This window comes from Serratia plymuthica (assembly GCF_018336935.1).
GTDB lineage: Bacteria > Pseudomonadota > Gammaproteobacteria > Enterobacterales > Enterobacteriaceae > Serratia > Serratia plymuthica_B.
On the sequence record NZ_CP068771.1, the window covers coordinates 1,375,268 to 1,392,389 of the forward strand.

Annotated in this window: 9 protein-coding genes and 1 pseudogene; 8 read left to right on the forward strand and 2 right to left on the reverse strand. The window is 45.9% G+C overall.

What is annotated here, in order from left to right:
- Positions 1-31: 31 nt before the first annotated feature.
- From JK621_RS06555 to JK621_RS06570, 4 genes are all read left to right on the forward strand, one after another.
- Positions 32-1,189, forward strand: coding sequence for a glycosyltransferase family 4 protein (locus JK621_RS06555; RefSeq protein WP_212559121.1), 1,158 nt, complete (start codon positions 32-34; stop codon positions 1,187-1,189).
- A 283-nt stretch (positions 1,190-1,472) separates the two neighbouring features.
- The gene (wbaP, locus tag JK621_RS06560; protein WP_212559122.1) at positions 1,473-2,906 is read left to right on the forward strand and encodes an undecaprenyl-phosphate galactose phosphotransferase WbaP; all 1,434 of its coding nucleotides are present in this window, start codon (positions 1,473-1,475) and stop codon (positions 2,904-2,906) included.
- Between the two features lie 77 nt (positions 2,907-2,983).
- Positions 2,984-4,966 carry an acyltransferase family protein gene (locus tag JK621_RS06565; protein WP_212559123.1) on the forward strand — a complete coding sequence of 661 codons (1,983 nt, stop codon included), beginning with the start codon at positions 2,984-2,986 and terminating at the stop codon, positions 4,964-4,966.
- A gap of 85 nt (positions 4,967-5,051) precedes the next feature.
- Positions 5,052-6,368 carry a cellulase family glycosylhydrolase gene (locus JK621_RS06570; protein WP_212559124.1) on the forward strand — a complete coding sequence of 439 codons (1,317 nt, stop codon included), beginning with the start codon at positions 5,052-5,054 and terminating at the stop codon, positions 6,366-6,368.
- A gap of 83 nt (positions 6,369-6,451) precedes the next feature.
- Here JK621_RS06570 and JK621_RS06575 read toward each other — a convergent pair.
- Positions 6,452-6,963: pseudogene (locus tag JK621_RS06575) on the reverse strand (integrase core domain-containing protein); the annotation flags it as partial.
- 201 nt (positions 6,964-7,164) lie between these two features.
- The gene (locus JK621_RS06580) at positions 7,165-10,170 is read right to left on the reverse strand and encodes a DUF4214 domain-containing protein (RefSeq protein ID WP_212559125.1); all 3,006 of its coding nucleotides are present in this window, start codon (positions 10,168-10,170) and stop codon (positions 7,165-7,167) included.
- A 676-nt stretch (positions 10,171-10,846) separates the two neighbouring features.
- On the opposite strand from JK621_RS06580, the gene JK621_RS06585 reads away from it, so the two are divergent.
- From JK621_RS06585 to JK621_RS06600, 4 genes are all read left to right on the forward strand, one after another.
- On the forward strand, positions 10,847-12,613 hold the full coding sequence (locus JK621_RS06585; RefSeq protein ID WP_212559126.1) for a type I secretion system permease/ATPase: 1,767 nt from the start codon (positions 10,847-10,849) through the stop codon (positions 12,611-12,613).
- Between the two features lie 56 nt (positions 12,614-12,669).
- A complete protein-coding gene (locus JK621_RS06590) occupies positions 12,670-14,001 on the forward strand; it encodes an HlyD family type I secretion periplasmic adaptor subunit (RefSeq protein WP_212559127.1) in 1,332 nt (443 codons plus the stop codon).
- A gap of 2 nt (positions 14,002-14,003) precedes the next feature.
- Positions 14,004-15,380 carry a TolC family outer membrane protein gene (locus JK621_RS06595; protein ID WP_212559128.1) on the forward strand — a complete coding sequence of 459 codons (1,377 nt, stop codon included), beginning with the start codon at positions 14,004-14,006 and terminating at the stop codon, positions 15,378-15,380.
- A gap of 302 nt (positions 15,381-15,682) precedes the next feature.
- The gene (locus tag JK621_RS06600) at positions 15,683-17,107 is read left to right on the forward strand and encodes a mannose-1-phosphate guanylyltransferase/mannose-6-phosphate isomerase (RefSeq protein WP_212559129.1); all 1,425 of its coding nucleotides are present in this window, start codon (positions 15,683-15,685) and stop codon (positions 17,105-17,107) included.
- Positions 17,108-17,122 lie beyond the last annotated feature (15 nt).

Below are 17,122 nucleotides of genomic sequence, written 5' to 3' on the forward strand. Positions count from 1 at the left end.
TTTGAAAGAATAATGTAGAACGGAGATATGTATGCTGGATAAAGATGTTAGTATTGGGGTCGTTATGGACTGGTTGGTAACTTATGCCGGTGCCGAGAAAGTTGTAGAAGAGTTTATCAGGGTGTACCCCGATGTTGAGCTTTATTCCGTCGTTGATTTTCTTTCTGATGAGTCGCGGAAAAAATTTAATAATAAAAGTGCAAAAACTACATTTATTCAAAAATTACCTAAAGCCAAAAAAAATTATCAAAAATATTTGCCGTTAATGCCAGTTGCAGTTGAACAATTGGATGTATCTGGACACGATATTATTCTCTCAAGTAGTCACGCTGTCGCCAAGGGGGTATTGACAGGTCCAGATCAACTGCATATAAGCTATGTCCATTCTCCTATTCGCTATGCATGGGATTTGCAACATCAATACCTTAGAGAGGCCAATTTGGATAAAGGTCTCAAAGGGATGCTGGCAAAATGGTTATTACATAAAATTCGCATGTGGGATTATCGAACGGCAAATGGAGTCGATCATTTTATTGCGAATTCACAGTTTATTGCACGCAGAATTAAAAAAGTTTACGGGCGACATGCTGATGTTATATACCCCCCTGTTGATGTCGAGCGTTTTGAACTCTGTGAAAAGAAAGACGACTTTTATTTCACGGCATCTCGGATGGTTCCTTACAAACGCATAGATCTTATAGTTGAAGCATTTAGCGCTATGCCAGATAAGAAGTTGATAGTAATTGGCGATGGCTCTGAAATGAAGAAGATAAAATCCAAAGCTGCTCCAAATGTAGAGATCTTGGGATACCAGGAAAATGATATATTGCAAGACCATATGCGAAGGGCCAAGGCGTTTGTCTTTGCTGCTGAAGAAGATTTTGGCATCACTGCAGTAGAAGCGCAGGCATGCGGTACACCTGTCATTGCTTATGGCAAAGGTGGAGCGCTTGAAACGGTGCGGCCGTATGGTTGTGATAAACCAACAGGGCTTTTTTTCAAGCAACAAACTGTGGCTTCGGTAGTTGATGCAGTCGAACTATTTGAAAGTATCAGTGATCAATTTCTTCCTCAGGATTGCCGGACGCATGCATTGAAATTCTCTGCTGAACGCTTTAGAGTTGAACTCTCTCAATATGTAAATGATAAGTGGATAGACTTTAATAAATCTAAAACTATAAGTTATTAATTGGAATTCCTTAATTTTATTTATTGATGTTAGATTGTTATGGCTGAGGTTTAATAGCTTATCTCGCGAGAATTATACCAAAGGTGTATTTGAGGTTAAATAATAGTCGCGCTGTGTGGTTCGAATATTTACCCTGTGGTTAATTAAGTATTGAATTATGCAGGAGTGTTGAACTAACACAAATGGGGATGGACACGGTCCTTAATGCTTTTTGCGTACGATAATTTAACATAAACTGTTAGATAGCTGCGATGGCAACTACTCGCAAATCATGAGAAAATCAATGAAGCAGACTAATTCACTGTTCAGTAATATAACGGCGAAGTTAATGCTTGCCGTATCTGATATATTATTTTTCAATATGTCAATTTATCTGGCATATTTCTTTATTAATGAGGTTATGGGGGGGATTGATGAGTTTCTTCCTCCTGAAGAATTTAGCGTTCGGATACTTGCACAATTTATATTGTCACTCGCTTGTGTATTCTGGTTCTGGACGAGACTGCGTCACTATACCTATCGCAAGCCATTTTGGTTTGAGCTAAAGGAAATTATCCGTACTTTACTGATTTTTGCTGTCCTCGACCTGGCTTTGGTTGCCTTCTCAAAGTGGCACTTCTCACGTTATGTGTGGATGTTCGCTTGGGGAATCATGATCGTCCTGGTTCCATTAGGACGTGCCATGACTAAAAAATTGCTGAACCGGATGGGAATGTGGAAGAAGCAAACGGTGATCATTGGGTCTGGAAAAAACGCATTCGAGGCCTATGCGGCGTTGCAAAGTGAAGAGGTGCTAGGTTTTGATGTAGTTGCTTTTGTGTGTGTCGATGCACCCTGCGAAGACAGCCATGAAAGTGTCCCTGTCATCACAAGTGAGCAGGAACTCTGGAATTGTACTGATACTGAGAATACACAATTTATTGTAGCTTTGGAGTTTGAGCAGCACGCATTGCGGGATTGGTGGCTTAAAAATCTCGCCAAACATGATTGCCGCTCAGTTTCTGTGATTCCAACTCTGCGTGGCGTACCGTTGTATGGTACAGATATGAGCTTCATTTTCAGTCATGAGGTGATGATTCTACGCGTCAACAATAATTTGGCAAAGCGTTCTTCGCGTATTATTAAGCGTGCGTTTGACATTATCGGCTCGCTACTAATCATGTTGATGCTATCACCGGTGCTGTGCATCCTGACTTTTTTGGTTTCAAGAGGTGGTGGCAAACCGATATATGGTCATGAACGAGTTGGGCATAACGGCAAGAAATTTAAGTGTCTTAAGTTTCGCTCTATGGTATTGAATTCAAAAGATGTTCTTGAAGAGCTATTAGCTAAAGATCCGGATGCACGTGCTGAGTGGGACAAAGATTTCAAATTGAAAAATGATCCTCGCATCACTCGGGTTGGGGCTTTTATTCGTAAAACCAGTCTCGATGAGCTTCCTCAGCTCTGGAATGTGTTTCGGGGCGAGATGAGTTTAGTCGGACCGAGACCAATCATCGAAGCTGAGTTAGAACGTTATGCTGGCGATGTTGATTATTACCTGATGGCAAAACCGGGTATGACAGGTCTTTGGCAGGTAAGTGGCCGTAATGATATTGATTACGATACGCGTGTCTACTTCGATTCTTGGTATGTCAAAAATTGGGCTTTGTGGAATGATATCGCAATATTGTTCAAGACAATTTCTGTTGTTCTAAAACGTGATGGTGCATATTAGTTTTGATCAATGTATGCAAAAAATGGGAGTGGCAATGCTAATGCTACCGACGATTTTACATATTTTGAGGGTATAAAATGGAAGTGGTAAGTAGTTCAAGAAGTGATTATAGACGAGATATAGATGGGTTACGTGCACTGGCCATACTTTTAGTCGTTGCATTCCATTCCGGAATTAAATTTCTAAAGGGTGGATTCATTGGCGTAGATGTCTTTTTTGTTATTTCTGGTTTCCTAATAGGAGGGATTATTTACAGTGAAATGCTGGTGAGTAAATTCTCCTACAAAACTTTTTATGTCAGAAGAATAAAGAGAATCGCTCCGGCATTGTTCGGGATGTTGGTGATTTGCACTCTAATTGCTTATTTTCTTTTATCACCGGATGAGTATAGACTATTTTCCATATACTCAATATCAACTTTGGCTTCTGTTCCAAATATAATTTTGTGGTGGAAGGTGGATTATTTCTCAGCCTCGTCTGATTATAATCCACTATTGATGACTTGGTCTTTAGGTGTTGAGGAACAATTTTATATTGTATTCCCTGTTGTACTTGCGGTTATATTTAAGTTCAGACAGCATGTTGTTGGTTTACTTGTTGTCGGAGTTATATTTTCTTTGGCGCTGAGTGCCGTTATTACTAAGCTCTATCCATTAGCTGCTTTCTATTTACTACCAACCAGAGCATGGGAAATGGGCGCTGGGGCCGTTTTAGGTATTTTATTTAAACAAAATAAAATACCACCAATTAATAAATGGCTCAAGGAGCTGCTTTTCTTCATTGGGTTTGTTGTTATTATTTATGCGGCTCTTACTTTTAATAAGTTTACAGAGTTTCCAGGTACAGCTGCTATAATTCCTGTTGTAGGCTCCTTACTGCTTATTCTTGGCAATGGCCAGCTCAGTAAATTGCTTTTTTGCAACAGATTTATGGTATTTATCGGTTTGGTGTCATATTCGTGGTATCTCTGGCATTGGCCCCTACTGAGTTTTGCCCGTTTGTCTGTTAATGGTGCGTTACCTTGGTATCTTGGTGTATCCATTTCAGTATTGGCCCTGGCTATCTCTTACTTGTCATATTTGTTTATTGAAACACCATTCAGACGAAAAAGCAGTTTTTCACAAAGCAAGATCATTTATGGTTATGTGGCCATAACTGCTGTGCTTGTCGTTCCTTTATTACTTTTATTCCTTTCTTCTGGTGCACCTTATCGTGTGAGCGAATTGGTAAATAATAATGAAAGTGATAAGAATATTGGAGTAAGGGATCCTTGTCTGATGGGGTATGGTGTTAGTTCTTTCAATAAAATTTCTGAATGCATCCCCCAAGATAAATCAACACCTGGTATAGCATTGCTAGGCGATAGCCATTCAGCTGCACTGAGAGGTGGGGTTGAGCAACTTAGTCGAAAAAATGGACTTGTCGTTTATCAATTAACGAAAGCCTCTTGTCCTATGCTGCTCGGGACCTCACGAGTTATTAATTCCATCCCCGCTCATCGCAGCGAATGCAGTAAGTATAATACGGAAGCATTAAATTATGTTCTTAATAACAAATCGATAAAGACAGTCTTACTAGCTGGCTATTGGGATACAGGGCTTCTGGTTTCTGCCGGTGGTTATGCCAGAGATGGTGCGGCGGTCGGCAGTAAAAAGGATGCTGAAGAATCATTCAAAGCTGGTTTGGACAATGTCATAAAAAAATTAACTGATAATGGAAAGAAAGTTATAGTACTCAATGATGTTCCAGTTATCAGGTTTGACGTCATTAAAAAAATAAATATTGATCAGATTCCTTTCAGAAGGTATGTGAACAGCCTGCTGGAAAAGAACTCTAATGATACGGACTACACAACTCAAGTTGTGACCAAAGACAGTAATATTGTCGAGGTGTTACGTAGCGTGCAAGGAAATGGTGTAACTTATTATGATATGGATAAGAATCTTTGTGATCACAATGGATGTCGTTTCCGTATGAATGGTCGTGCATTCTATTATGATATCCAGCACCTTACTGCATTAGGTGGGGAGTATGCATTGAAGGGATTGCCAATTAAATGATCTTGAGTAGGGGATCATTCGCAGGCTAGATGAGTAACGCCATTTGCTGTGAATGCTCTCCTTTTTATTTATTGGAGATTTTACCATGTCACAGATATTTTATAAGATTAGAAGGTCATTTTTACATTTTCTAGTAATGTTCGGTTTGACGAGTGCCCTTTTTTTTTCCTTTTATGCATCGGCCTTTGAAATTGGCATACACAGTCACTTTCGTCGCTATTCTCAACCTAGCGATTATTATTTGAAACAAATTCGTGATCTTGGTTTCAATTCTTTCCGCAGTGATTATCTTTGGGAGGGTATGGAAGAGAAAAAGGGAACACTAGCTGTTAGTCCATCGCTAAGCCGTGAAGATGCTGCTTTCCATGATGGCGCAAAATACGGTCTGAGTGGATTAGCTGTATTGGCTTATGGTAACCGGCTCTATGATCCTTCAGGGTATCCCACAACTCCAGATGCTATCAAGGCGTATGCGAATTATGTCTACTGGTCAGCGACACGACTTAAAGGGAAGGTCAAATATTACGAAGTGTGGAACGAATGGGTTAATGGGACCGGAATACAGACCCGCCCTCTTAAAGTTCCTCCACCTGAGGTCTTTGTGGAGATAGTGAAACAGGCGTCTATGGCTATCAAACGTGCAGACCCTAATGCCATTGTTGTTGCCGGTTCTATTAGTCCCTTTAGTAAACGTGATACTGAGTGGTTTAATCAAGTGCTTTCTCTCGGCGTCTTGAAGTACTTGGATGGTGTTTCTATCCATCCATACTCCTACAAGGACGGTAATTATAAGCTACGTTCTGCTGAAGGGAACTTGGCGGGGATCGACGCTTTTGAGGCTAAATTAAGTAAGCTAGCGGGGCGTGCTGTACCGATATATATCACTGAGAATGGTATACCAACGTATACCGGGAACGGTGGGTTGTCCGGTAATGACGTTGCCCAATATGTCATTAAATATACCTTGCTAGCCAAAACCAGGGATTATATCAAAGGTATTTGGTGGTACGATCTGATTGATGACGGTAATCGCGATCACGTAAATGAGGATCGTTTTGGGTTTTATGCTCAGGGAGGACAACGGAAGCCCGCAGCAGATTACTATCAGAAAATTGCAGATGTGGCGAAAAACTATCAGGTCCAACAGTATAAAGTGGACAGCAATGGGGTAGTAAATATTATTTTAAAGAGCCCGGAGGGCAAGTATGCCGCTTTAAAGTGGCAGGAAGTCATTCCGAAGAAAGAGTCCTTGATTGATAGCGGTTTGAGCAAGCTAAAATCCTCCAACAGAATTTCCGGAGGTGACGTAATGTTGATTGAGAGTAAAGACAGTGCTACTCCAATGCGTACGGACGGCGTGCCTCTTTTGATTCGTTCTTCAAAGCCAATTACACTTCAGTAAACATTGTTCTAAAAACAAAAGGCCACCTTATAAGAAGGTGGCCTTTTACTTTGATCCCTTCCCAATATCGGTATCAGGCTAAATCAGAGGCTTCGGCCTTTTTGCTGACTTCGGATAAATTCTTCCGGAGTCTGGTTATTTAATGATGAATGCGGTCTGCACTGCGCCAGTGCTCGATCTTCTCCTGTGCATCCTCCAGTGACAGGAACCAATGCACATTCAGACATTCGTCAGGCAGGCTGCTGTTAAATGACTCTACCAGTGCATTGTCTGTCGGTTTTCCGGGGCGTGAGAAGTCCATTGTCACCTTATTTTCATATGCCCATCGGTCCAGCGATTTAGAGATAAATTCACTTCCGTTGTCCGTCTGCAGGCGATAGGGGATACGGTGCTGTATTTGCTTCAGATGCTCCATAACCGCTACCACATCATCTCCGCGCAGACCCTGACCTACCTCGATCGCCTCGCATTCACGACTAAAATTATCCACGACAGTCAGGGTGCGTATTCGCCGTCCGTTGAACAGATTATCAGCAACAAAATCCATGCTCCAGCACTGATCTAACGCGGTCACTTGTGGACGTGCGTGTCTGTGCAATTTCTCTTACTCTGTGAGTCAGGGCCCTGTCATCACGACAACTGCGATACTTACATTGGGAGATCAAAGGTCAGACCCTTTTGTTTCCCCTGATAATAAAAATGCCGACCAGAGTTAACTGGCCGGCATTCAAATTACTGATATATCCTTCAACCACTGGCGGCTTTTGCGAAAAGAGCCAGCCCGCGGCATGTACCCTTAAGCGTAATGCAGAGTATCAATCAGTTGCTGATGGTTTTGACCTGTCAGGTAAACAACGCTGTCGTTGGTATCCAGAGTGTGGTTATTGTTGTTATCAATAATCACGTAGGAGCTGGCATTATTGCCTGTTCCGCCGAACACTACAGATGCCACGCCGACTTTAGCTGTCAGTGAGTTGCTGCTGTCCAGGCCGAGGATACCGCCCAGCAGCCCGATAACACCGTTGGTCAGACCGCCAACCAGGGTACCCAGCAGGGCATCCAGAGTATCGGCAGCACGAGTGCCGTAATCCGCCACCGCAGTGCCGCTGGTATCGCCGGAAATGGTCAAGCCAGAAGCGACGTCGACAATTTTGTCTTTGGTACTGTCAAAATCGGTGATGGTAATACCAGCCTGAGTATTACTGGCCTTCGCTTCGAAGGTATTTACACCAGTCCCGCCGGTCAGCGTGGTATTACCGATCGCCGCCAGGTGGTCGGCAGTGGTAGAACCTTCCACTGTCAGTTGGTAACCATTCAGACCCAGGCTCGTCAGAACCGGCGCCAGCAGCGCGGTAGTGACAGCACTCAGCGGCAGAATATTCAGCAACTGAACGATGATACCGTCACCGGTACCGCCGTGGCTTGAATCAAGATTCAGGCCGCCGGTATTAGTCGATGCGTTAATATCGCGAACGTTGCTGAAACCGCTGCCAACAGCCAGATTCAGAGCATGATCACCTGTTACGTTGATAGTCTGAACCTGTGCGTTGGTACCCGCCAGAGACATAATGTTGCTAAATGCCCCCGTACCGCCAGAAGCAATATTCACCGTACCCAACGCAGTACCCAGCAATGCGCTACTGCTGCTGTTCAAGCTGATGGCACCAGCATTCACGTTCGCAGAACTCACCGCATCAAAGTTAATATTGAAATGGTCAGTCGCATTCTGGACAAAAGTGAAGCTCAACGTACTTGCAGCCGTCGCATCACCTTTTACTTCCAATTGTGCAGCAGTACCGCCGGCAGCGTTAATCACACTGGCATTGGCCAAACCGGAAATAACAAAGCCCTGTGCGCCCAGGTTGGTGGCCGCAGCACCTTGAGTAACGGTCCCCCCAGTAGTCCCTTCAACCGTAGCTGTCCCGTTGGTTAAGCCAAAATCAAAGACATGGGTCGGTGTAGTTACGCTGGTAGTGGTCGGTGAACCAATTAATGGTGTGGTAATCAGGGTGCCAACGGATTTGCCGATGTAGCCCGTCAGATCAATCTGTTCGATATTTGAGAAGTTATTGGCGTTACTGGTGACTACACTGGTGCGAATACCCAAAGCATTCTGATTCGTCACTACAGATTTAGTGATAAAGTTGGCAGAAATGGAATCAGTACCTGCGCCACCATCAGCTTTAATGGTTGTCGCCACTGTGTTAGCACCGTTTGACACCCCATTACCAGCCCACTGCAGGCTATCGTTTCCAGCACCAAGGTTAAACTGGCCTGTACCGGTGGCAATATTTGCCGTAGAGGTAACAACCACAGTGTCCGAACCAGAGCTGGCATTCAGAATGATATTACCGTTGTTTACGGTAATATCCACACCCGGGTCAACCCCGTTGTCTGACAGGTTGACCGTTGCTGCGCTGGTGCCGTTAATGGTCAGATTCGCCAGATGATCGGCGAACTTCAGGTTAACGACACTGGCGGCATTGGCGGCAAGTTGAACATCGGTCAATACTGCAGTTTCGGCATTGCTGATCTGGTGTGAAACCCCAGTGTTAACTGTCCCGGTGGCATTACCGCCAGCCGCTGTCGTGGTCAGGGATGCTGCAGTTTTGTACAACAGGCTGGTGCCGATATCAAATTCAAAACCGTGCTGTTGAGTCACGGTTGCTGCATCTGTTGCTACGGAACCGCGGAGATCAGTAATAATCGCTTGAGTGATAGCTGCTTTGTCAGTACCCAGTGCACTATAAACAGCTAATTGAGCCGGAGTTGCATCTACACCATGTACGGCTTTATAAACATGTTGAATGAAACTATCACCGGTAAGCTGCGCGCCTTTACGCAAAAATTCTTCAGAGCCTAACGCCAGAGAAATAGCACTCTTGTAGGTATTAACGCTTTTGGCCAGGTATTTACTCCAGGTATCTAAACCTGTGGCATCAATTCCACGTTCTGGAATGGCAAGATAAATCGCTGCGGCTTGCTCTTGATACTGTAGGTCAGGTAGTTGACCTTGCGCATAGCTTGTTGTTGCGTCAGTGAAATGTTGTTTCCCAGTGGCATCGGTCGGTGAAGTGTTGACACGGATGGCATTAACAATCTCTACAAGCACGTTGCCCCGAGAGGCACCATTGCCCAGTTCGGTAACGTATTGTGAGAGCTCAGTACTACTAGGGGAACGTTCAAGACCGAATTTAAACAGGCGTGTGACAAAGTCGGTATTATTTAAAGAGGTAATATAAGAGCGGCTATTGATAAACAATTGCGCTACTTGCTCAAAGCTCTGCGTACCATGATTCAGTACTGCCCCCCAATAATTTACGCCATCAGCACCGGCGACGGATCCCAGCACACGGTAAATGGCCAGCACGTCAGAAGCGCCTTGCCCCGATGCTGCGGAGTTAGTTGAAGGGTAAAGGATTTTATCAACAGTGGTTTCAAAGGCGCTTTGCTCTGATAATGTTGTACTGTCAAAACCATTATATGACAATAACTCTGTTGTTGCGTTAGCCAGGGCTTGATTTAACGAACCGGAACCCAGTAACTCATTGACTTCATTACTCGTTGGCAAGTCACCATGGATAAGTTGATATACTGTTTGAACAATTTCAGTATCAGAACGCCCGGCATAACGCGCTAATCCTTCAGGGCTGGCTAATAACAATGATACGAATTGAGCACTGGTTAGAGTATTAGACTCAATCCGACCACCAAAGTAGTTTACGTCTGATACAGAAGGAGTTTTTCCCAAGACTGCATAATATATCGCTGCAGCTGATTGCTGTGATGCTAAAGAAGCCATAAGTTACCCCTTGATATCTCAAAATGTACACGATCGCGTCTGTTTGCAATCAATATTACCGTCTTCGACCAAAGCCAAAGACCGAACGGAATCAAAACTGAGCTGGTAAAAGTTTTGCAAAAACAGTGGGATATTGCGTGATACATAAATGGCAATTTTTTGTTTTCGCAGCTTAAGCAAAGGAGCTATCGGGTGTTTTGTCAAGGTGGTGGTTTTTTTTATTTATTTTTCATATCAAACATCCTAAATGTTCGATGCAATAATAACTTATGCAATTTACGTATTGATTTTATATGCTTTTATGTTTACACCAACGGCTAGTGTTTTTGTAGGTGATTGTTAGATGTCTAATTATTTATTGGTTATATTTTATAAGTAAGGTGGCGGAAATCTGTCAAATTCCTCACAATAACTAATGGTTTGTTTTTTATGAGATGAGGTGAACTAATTATTTGTTTTAAAAAGTAAAAAAAATTTAGATAAGCTAAATTTTTTTTTACTTTCCACCTTGCCGATATCCGCTTTCTCTACCTATAGTTAAAAAAAAGTATCTGCAGTCTCGAGCATGTTTGGGGTGAGTCTTCTTTAGGATTTTTTTAGTTTTCCCCTTTAGGAATTTCCTTAGAAGAAATCAATGCGGATTGGGCTGACAGTGCACATGATGTAAGGGCAGAAAGTGAACCAATTTATACCGCGCAATGAAATTGCGGATGTTATACGGACACGCAGTAAAATTTTCTGGACCGTTGGCATATTTACCGCATTTATTAATTTGTTAATGCTCGTTCCCTCTATCTATATGCTCCAGGTTTATGACCGGGTGCTTCCGTCGCGTAATGAAATAACCTTGCTGATGTTAACGCTGATTATGCTGGGCATGTTCGGTATGATGGCGTTACTGGAGTATGTCCGCAGCATGGTGGTTATCCGTATCGGCAGCCAGTTGGATATGCGCTTGAATACCCGTATTTATACTGCGGCGTATGAGGCAAATCTTAAAAATGGCTCTTCCGATGCAGGTCAGATGCTGAGTGATTTGACCACCGTTCGCCAATTCCTTACCGGCAGCGCTTTATTCGCTTTCTTCGATGCGCCCTGGTTCCCGATCTACCTGCTGGTGATTTTCCTGTTCAACCCTTGGCTTGGCTTGTTTGCCTTGGTGGGATCGCTGTTGTTGATCACTCTGGCGGTTATCAACGAAATGGTTTCCAAGAAACCTTTGGGCGAAGCGAGCAAGTTGTCAATCATGTCCAGCAGCCTGGCGAGCACCAACTTGCGTAATGCCGAGGTGATCGAAGCATTGGGCATGTTGCCTAATCTTAAACAGCGTTGGTTTACATTGCACCAGCGTTTCCTCAATAGCCAACGTGTGGCCAGTGAACGCGCCACCACCGTTACCTCAATCACCAAATTTGTTCGTCTCTCGCTGCAATCATTGGTGCTGGGATTAGGCGGCTGGCTGGCGATTGATGGCCACATTACTCCCGGAATGATGATTGCCGGTTCTATTTTGATGGGGCGCACGCTGGCACCGATTGAACAGGTGATCAACGTCTGGAAAAGCTGGAGCTCAGCCAAGCTCTCTTATCAACGCTTGGTAAAATTGCTTGATCAGCATCCGCCGCGCGGTCTGGGTATGTCGTTGCCTCGGCCTGTCGGCGTCATCTCGGTAGAAGGCGTAACCGCCACTCCACCGGGATCCAAAGCCGATGCGGTCTTGCATAACGTCAGCTTTGCCATTCAACCGGGCGACGTGCTGGGGATTATTGGGCCAAGCGCTTCCGGCAAATCCACATTGGCACGCTTGTTGGTTGGCATTTGGCCGGTAAGCGAAGGCATTGTACGGCTTGATAACGCCGACATTTATCAATGGAACAAAGACGAGTTGGGGCCGTATATCGGCTACCTGCCACAAGATATCGAACTGTTCGCCGGCACCATTGCCGAGAATATCGCGCGTTTTAACGCTATCGATTCAGCGAAAGTGATTGAGGCCGCCAAACTGGCCGGCGTACATGAACTGATTCTGCGTTTCCCTAATGGTTATGATTCGGTCATAGGCAATGGCGGCGCAGGGCTGTCTGGTGGGCAGAAGCAGCGCATTGGCCTGGCGCGTGCGTTGTATGGCGATCCTTCCCTGATCGTGTTGGATGAGCCTAACTCCAACCTGGACGATGCCGGTGAAAAGGCGCTGAATCAGGCGATTCTGTTCCTCAAGCAACGCAATAAAACGGTGATTCTGATTACCCATCGAACCAATTTGCTGTCAATGACCAGCAAATTGTTGTTGCTGGTAAACGGTACCGTCAATGCATTTGGCCCAACTCAGCAGGTGTTGCAGGCGCTGGCGAATGCTCAGAAGGCGCAGACTCCACAGCAGGCGGTTCGCGCAGTCAATTCCGAGCCGGACGAAGGCAATATCCCAAAAACTCAAATTAATTAAGCTGTGAACTTGCCGGGCGGCGCTGCAATGCGCCGTCTGCAGTCAAAGGAGTTGGTATGTCTACGCACATTGGCGAGCCGCAAGACTCGTATTCAGAGCAGATCCCTCAGGATGAACGGCGTTTCACCCGCATGGGATGGTTAGTGGTTGGGTTTGGCCTGTTTGGCTTTTTGGCCTGGGCAGCATTTGCGCCTTTGGACAAAGGGGTTGCGGCACCGGGGTCCGTTACCGTCTCCGGCAACCGTAAAACAGTGCAGGCGCCAGCCAGTGGCATTATCACAAATATCGCCGTTAAAGAAGGTGACAAGGTTAAAGCCGGCGAGGTGCTGGTGCAATTGAGCCAGGTGCAGGCACAGGCTCAGGTCGCTTCGCTGCGTGACCAGTACTACACCACGCTGGCTTCGGAAGGGCGGTTACTCGCCGAGCGAGATGGATTAAGCAAAGTCACTTTTTCCCCCGTTTTTGAGCAAATCAAAGATCAGCCACGCGTTGCCGAAATTATTGCATTGCAAACACAGTTGTTTTCTTCCCGGCGCCTGGGGCTGCAAAGCGAAATTGACGGCTATAAGCAGTCAATGGATGGCATACGTTTCCAGTTAAAGGGCCTGCAGGATTCACGGGTTAACAAACAGATCCAGCTTTCCAGTCTGCGTGAGCAGATGAACAGCATGAAGCAACTTGCCGCGGACGGTTATTTACCGCGTAACCGCTATCTGGAAGTTCAGCGCCAGTTTGCCGAGGTGAACAGCAGCATCGATGAAACCATCGGGCGAATTGGCCAACTGCAAAAACAGTTGCAAGAGTCTCAGCAGCGGATCGACCAACGCTTTGCCGATTATCAGCGTGAGGTCAGAACCCAGTTGGCGCAGACCCAAATGGATGCCAGCGAATTCAGAAATAAACTTGAAATGGCGAATTTTGAGCTCGGTAACACGGCCATCACTTCGTCGGTGGATGGCACCGTGGTCGGATTAAACATCTTTACTCAGGGGGGCGTCGTGGGAGCGGGTGACCACCTGATGGACGTTGTACCCAGCCAGGCTACGCTGGTGGTGGATTCTCGCCTCAAGGTAGAACTGGTAGATAAAGTGTACAACGGGTTGCCGGTGGATTTGATGTTTACCGCCTTCAACCAAAACAAGACCCCGAAAATTCCGGGGACGGTGACGTTGGTTTCCGCCGATCGGCTGGTGGACAAAGCCAACGGCGAGCCCTACTACCAGATGCAGGTTACGGTAACGCCAGAAGGCATGAAGATGCTGAATGGGGAAGACATCAAACCCGGTATGCCTGTTGAGGTGTTTGTGAAGACGGGGTCGCGCTCACTGTTGAGTTATCTGTTTAAACCTATTTTGGATCGCGCTCATACTTCATTAACCGAGGAATAATTTTGATTCAATTTAAACGACAGGTTGCTGGCCTTGCTATCAGTACCCTCTTGTTTGCGATATCTGCGCCGGTTCATTCGATAGGGATTCTAGACGCATATTCGCTGGCACTTGAAAAAGATCCGACCTTCCGGGCGGCAATAAAAGAGAAAGAGGCAGGAGACGAAAACGAAAATATCGGCAGGGCGGGGCTGCTGCCGAAGGTATCGGGCAATTACCAGAACTCGCCGAGAAACTGGCAGACGCAAAAATATCCGTCGAGTGACATTTTTGGCAATGTTAGCGAAGTCACCCAGCGCAGGCAGTATCGCAGCTATTCCAGCTCGATTACGCTGACGCAACCATTGTTCGACTATGAGGCTTATGCGCGTTACAAAGCCGGTGTTGCTCAGACATTGATGTCTGACGAACGTTATCGCAGCAAGTTCCTGGATTTGGCGGTGCGGGTGATTTCCGCCTACGTGGAGGTGGCTTACTCGAAAGACCAGATCGCGTTGGCCTCTGCGCAGAAGGCGGCTTATAAAGAGCAGTTGACGCTGAACGATCGTTTAATGGGGGCCGGCGAAGGCACCATTACCGACGTTTCGGAGACCCAGGCGCGTTATAGCCTGGCCGAGGCGCAGGAGATTGAAGCGCGTGATGCGTTGGATGCCGCTCAACGCGAGTTGGAAGTGATTATTGGTGTCCCGCTCAACCAACTGGATGAGTTGCAAACGTTGCGCCCAGGCAAGTTCCAGGTGGCGCCGCTCATCCCTTCCAGGTTTGAGGAATGGCAAAAGATCGCTCTGGAAAATAACCCGACGTTGGCGGCATCTCGCCATGGCGTTGATGCGGCGAAGTATGAAGTGGAAAGAAATCGCGCAGGTTTTATGCCCCAGGTGCAGCTTTACGCCTCACATTCAGAAAATGACTCCAGCAGCGATAACACGGTGAATCAGAAGTATCGTACCGACAGTATTGGCGTGCAGGTCAGCGTACCCATTTATGCCGGTGGCGGCGTTTCGGCGTCAACCCGACAGGCCGCCGCACGCTATGGACAGGCGATGTTCGAAATGGATGCCCAGACGGGCACCACGCTGAATGATTTACGCAAGCAGTTCAACCTGTGCATCAGCAGTCGCGCCAAGCTGGCTGCTTACGAGTTGGCGGTTAAGTCGGCGACCACTCAGGTCACGGCTACCCGGCAAAGCGTGCTGGCGGGGCAACGCGTCAACGTAGATGTGCTTAATGCGGAACAACAACTATACAGTGCGCAGAAGGACCTGGCGTCGGCGAAATATACCTATATCAAGGCTTGGATCACCCTGTTAAGTGATTCGGGTACCCTGGATGAACATGATGTAAAACGTGTGGCGCAGTATTTTTCCCATAATCGCTAGAGAATTTCCGCTGCGTAGTGACCATAAGTATTAATCTGAAAGAGCAGCGTCAAGCTGCTCTTTTTTGCATGAATACGTTATGTTAGCTGTCAATAGTGCTTCTATCGTCACCCTGGATGGCCCATTTTTCGATGAATGTATTCGCATATCTCTTTAGAGCTCCAGCCAGCTCCGGGTAAGCGTTGGTTTTGGCATAACAGACGTAACCGTTGTGTAGATGAAGGGTTTTTATAGTTAAGGGGTCAGCTGGCGATAAATGGCGCACTCGTTTATGAGAAAGACAACTGAGTAAAGGGTTAATAATGGCAAAACTAATTCCTGTGGTTATGGCTGGCGGTACTGGTAGCCGGCTGTGGCCGCTGTCGCGCGAATCGTTTCCTAAGCAGTTTTTATCCATTGATGACAGTGGATTTAGCCTGTTGCAACAAACTTTGCAACGTTTATCCGGGCTCGATGGCGTGGAAGTCGCCGCCCCATTGGTTATTTGCAATGAGGGGCATCGTTTTTTAGTCGCTGAACAACTGCGTGAAATCGATCAACTGGCGACCAATATCATTTTAGAACCCGTTGGGCGTAACACTGCCCCAGCCGTAGCGCTGGCAGCACATTTGGCTGCGGAAGAAGATGAGGACAGCATGCTGCTGGTGTTGGCTGCTGACCATCTGATTAAAAAAATTGATAATTTCCACTCGGCGATAAAAACCGCAATTCAGCATGCTACCGAAGATAATTTGGTGACTTTCGGTATTATTCCTGGGCATCCGGAAACCGGTTACGGTTATATCAAGCGTGGTAAGGCTCTTTCTAACGAATGCTTCAAGGTTGACTCGTTTGTTGAAAAACCTTGTCTGGAGAAAGCTGTCGAGTATCTGGCTAGCGGCGAGTATAGCTGGAACAGCGGTATGTTTATGTTTAAAACAGCCAAATTCCTGCAAGAACTGCAACAGTTTAGCCCTGAAATATTTAACACTACGCAACAGTCCGTGGCTGACAGCCAGCGCGATATGAATTTTATCCGCGTTGATCAGGAAATATTCAAGCACTGCCCAAGTGACTCAATTGACTATGCGGTCATGGAAAAAACGCGTGATGCGGTGGTCATTCCTATCGATGCCGGCTGGAGTGATGTAGGGTCTTGGTCATCTTTATGGGAGGTTTCCGAAAAAGATGGTTTAGGGAATGTCAACGTTGGGCAGATTATCTCTATCGATTCCAACAATAACTACATCTCCTCGGATTCAGCTCTTGTGGCGACCATCGGTTTGGATGATTTGATCGTAATCAACACCAATGATGCGTTGTTGATCTCGACTAAAGACCGCGTTCAAGATGTCAAAAAAGTGGTTGATGAACTTAAGAAACGCAATCTTCATCACTTCCGCCAACATTCCTCGTCTTATCGCCCATGGGGCAAGATCTGCGATATCGACAGCGGTGAGCATTTCCAGGTCAAAAAAATTATTGTCCGTCCCGGTGAAGGGCTGTCAGTACAGCGTCATCTTCATCGCGCAGAACACTGGGTGGTCGTCAGTGGTACGGCAAAAGTGAATGTTGAAGACAAAGAATTCTTCTTATCAGAAAATCAATCGACATTCATCCCGGCCGGCAGCGTCCACACGCTGGAGAATCCTGGAAAAATCGATCTTGAAATTATTGAAGTTCGATCGGGATTTTACCTTGAAGAAGATGACATTGAGCGTTTACACGATCGGTATGGCAGAGTTTAATTAAAGGGTTTGGCG

Bases quoted from the DNA above. Each gene is read 5' to 3' on its own strand.
- JK621_RS06600 (WP_212559129.1), top strand. From the start codon at position 15,683: ATGGCAAAACTAATTCCTGTGGTTATGGCTGGCGGTACTGGTAGCCGG.
- JK621_RS06580 (WP_212559125.1), bottom strand. From the start codon at position 10,170: ATGGCTTCTTTAGCATCACAGCAATCAGCTGCAGCGATATATTATGCA.
- JK621_RS06570 (WP_212559124.1), top strand. From the start codon at position 5,052: ATGTCACAGATATTTTATAAGATTAGAAGGTCATTTTTACATTTTCTA.
- JK621_RS06555 (WP_212559121.1), top strand. From the start codon at position 32: ATGCTGGATAAAGATGTTAGTATTGGGGTCGTTATGGACTGGTTGGTA.
- JK621_RS06590 (WP_212559127.1), top strand. From the start codon at position 12,670: ATGTCTACGCACATTGGCGAGCCGCAAGACTCGTATTCAGAGCAGATC.
- wbaP (WP_212559122.1), top strand. From the start codon at position 1,473: ATGAAGCAGACTAATTCACTGTTCAGTAATATAACGGCGAAGTTAATG.
- JK621_RS06565 (WP_212559123.1), top strand. From the start codon at position 2,984: ATGGAAGTGGTAAGTAGTTCAAGAAGTGATTATAGACGAGATATAGAT.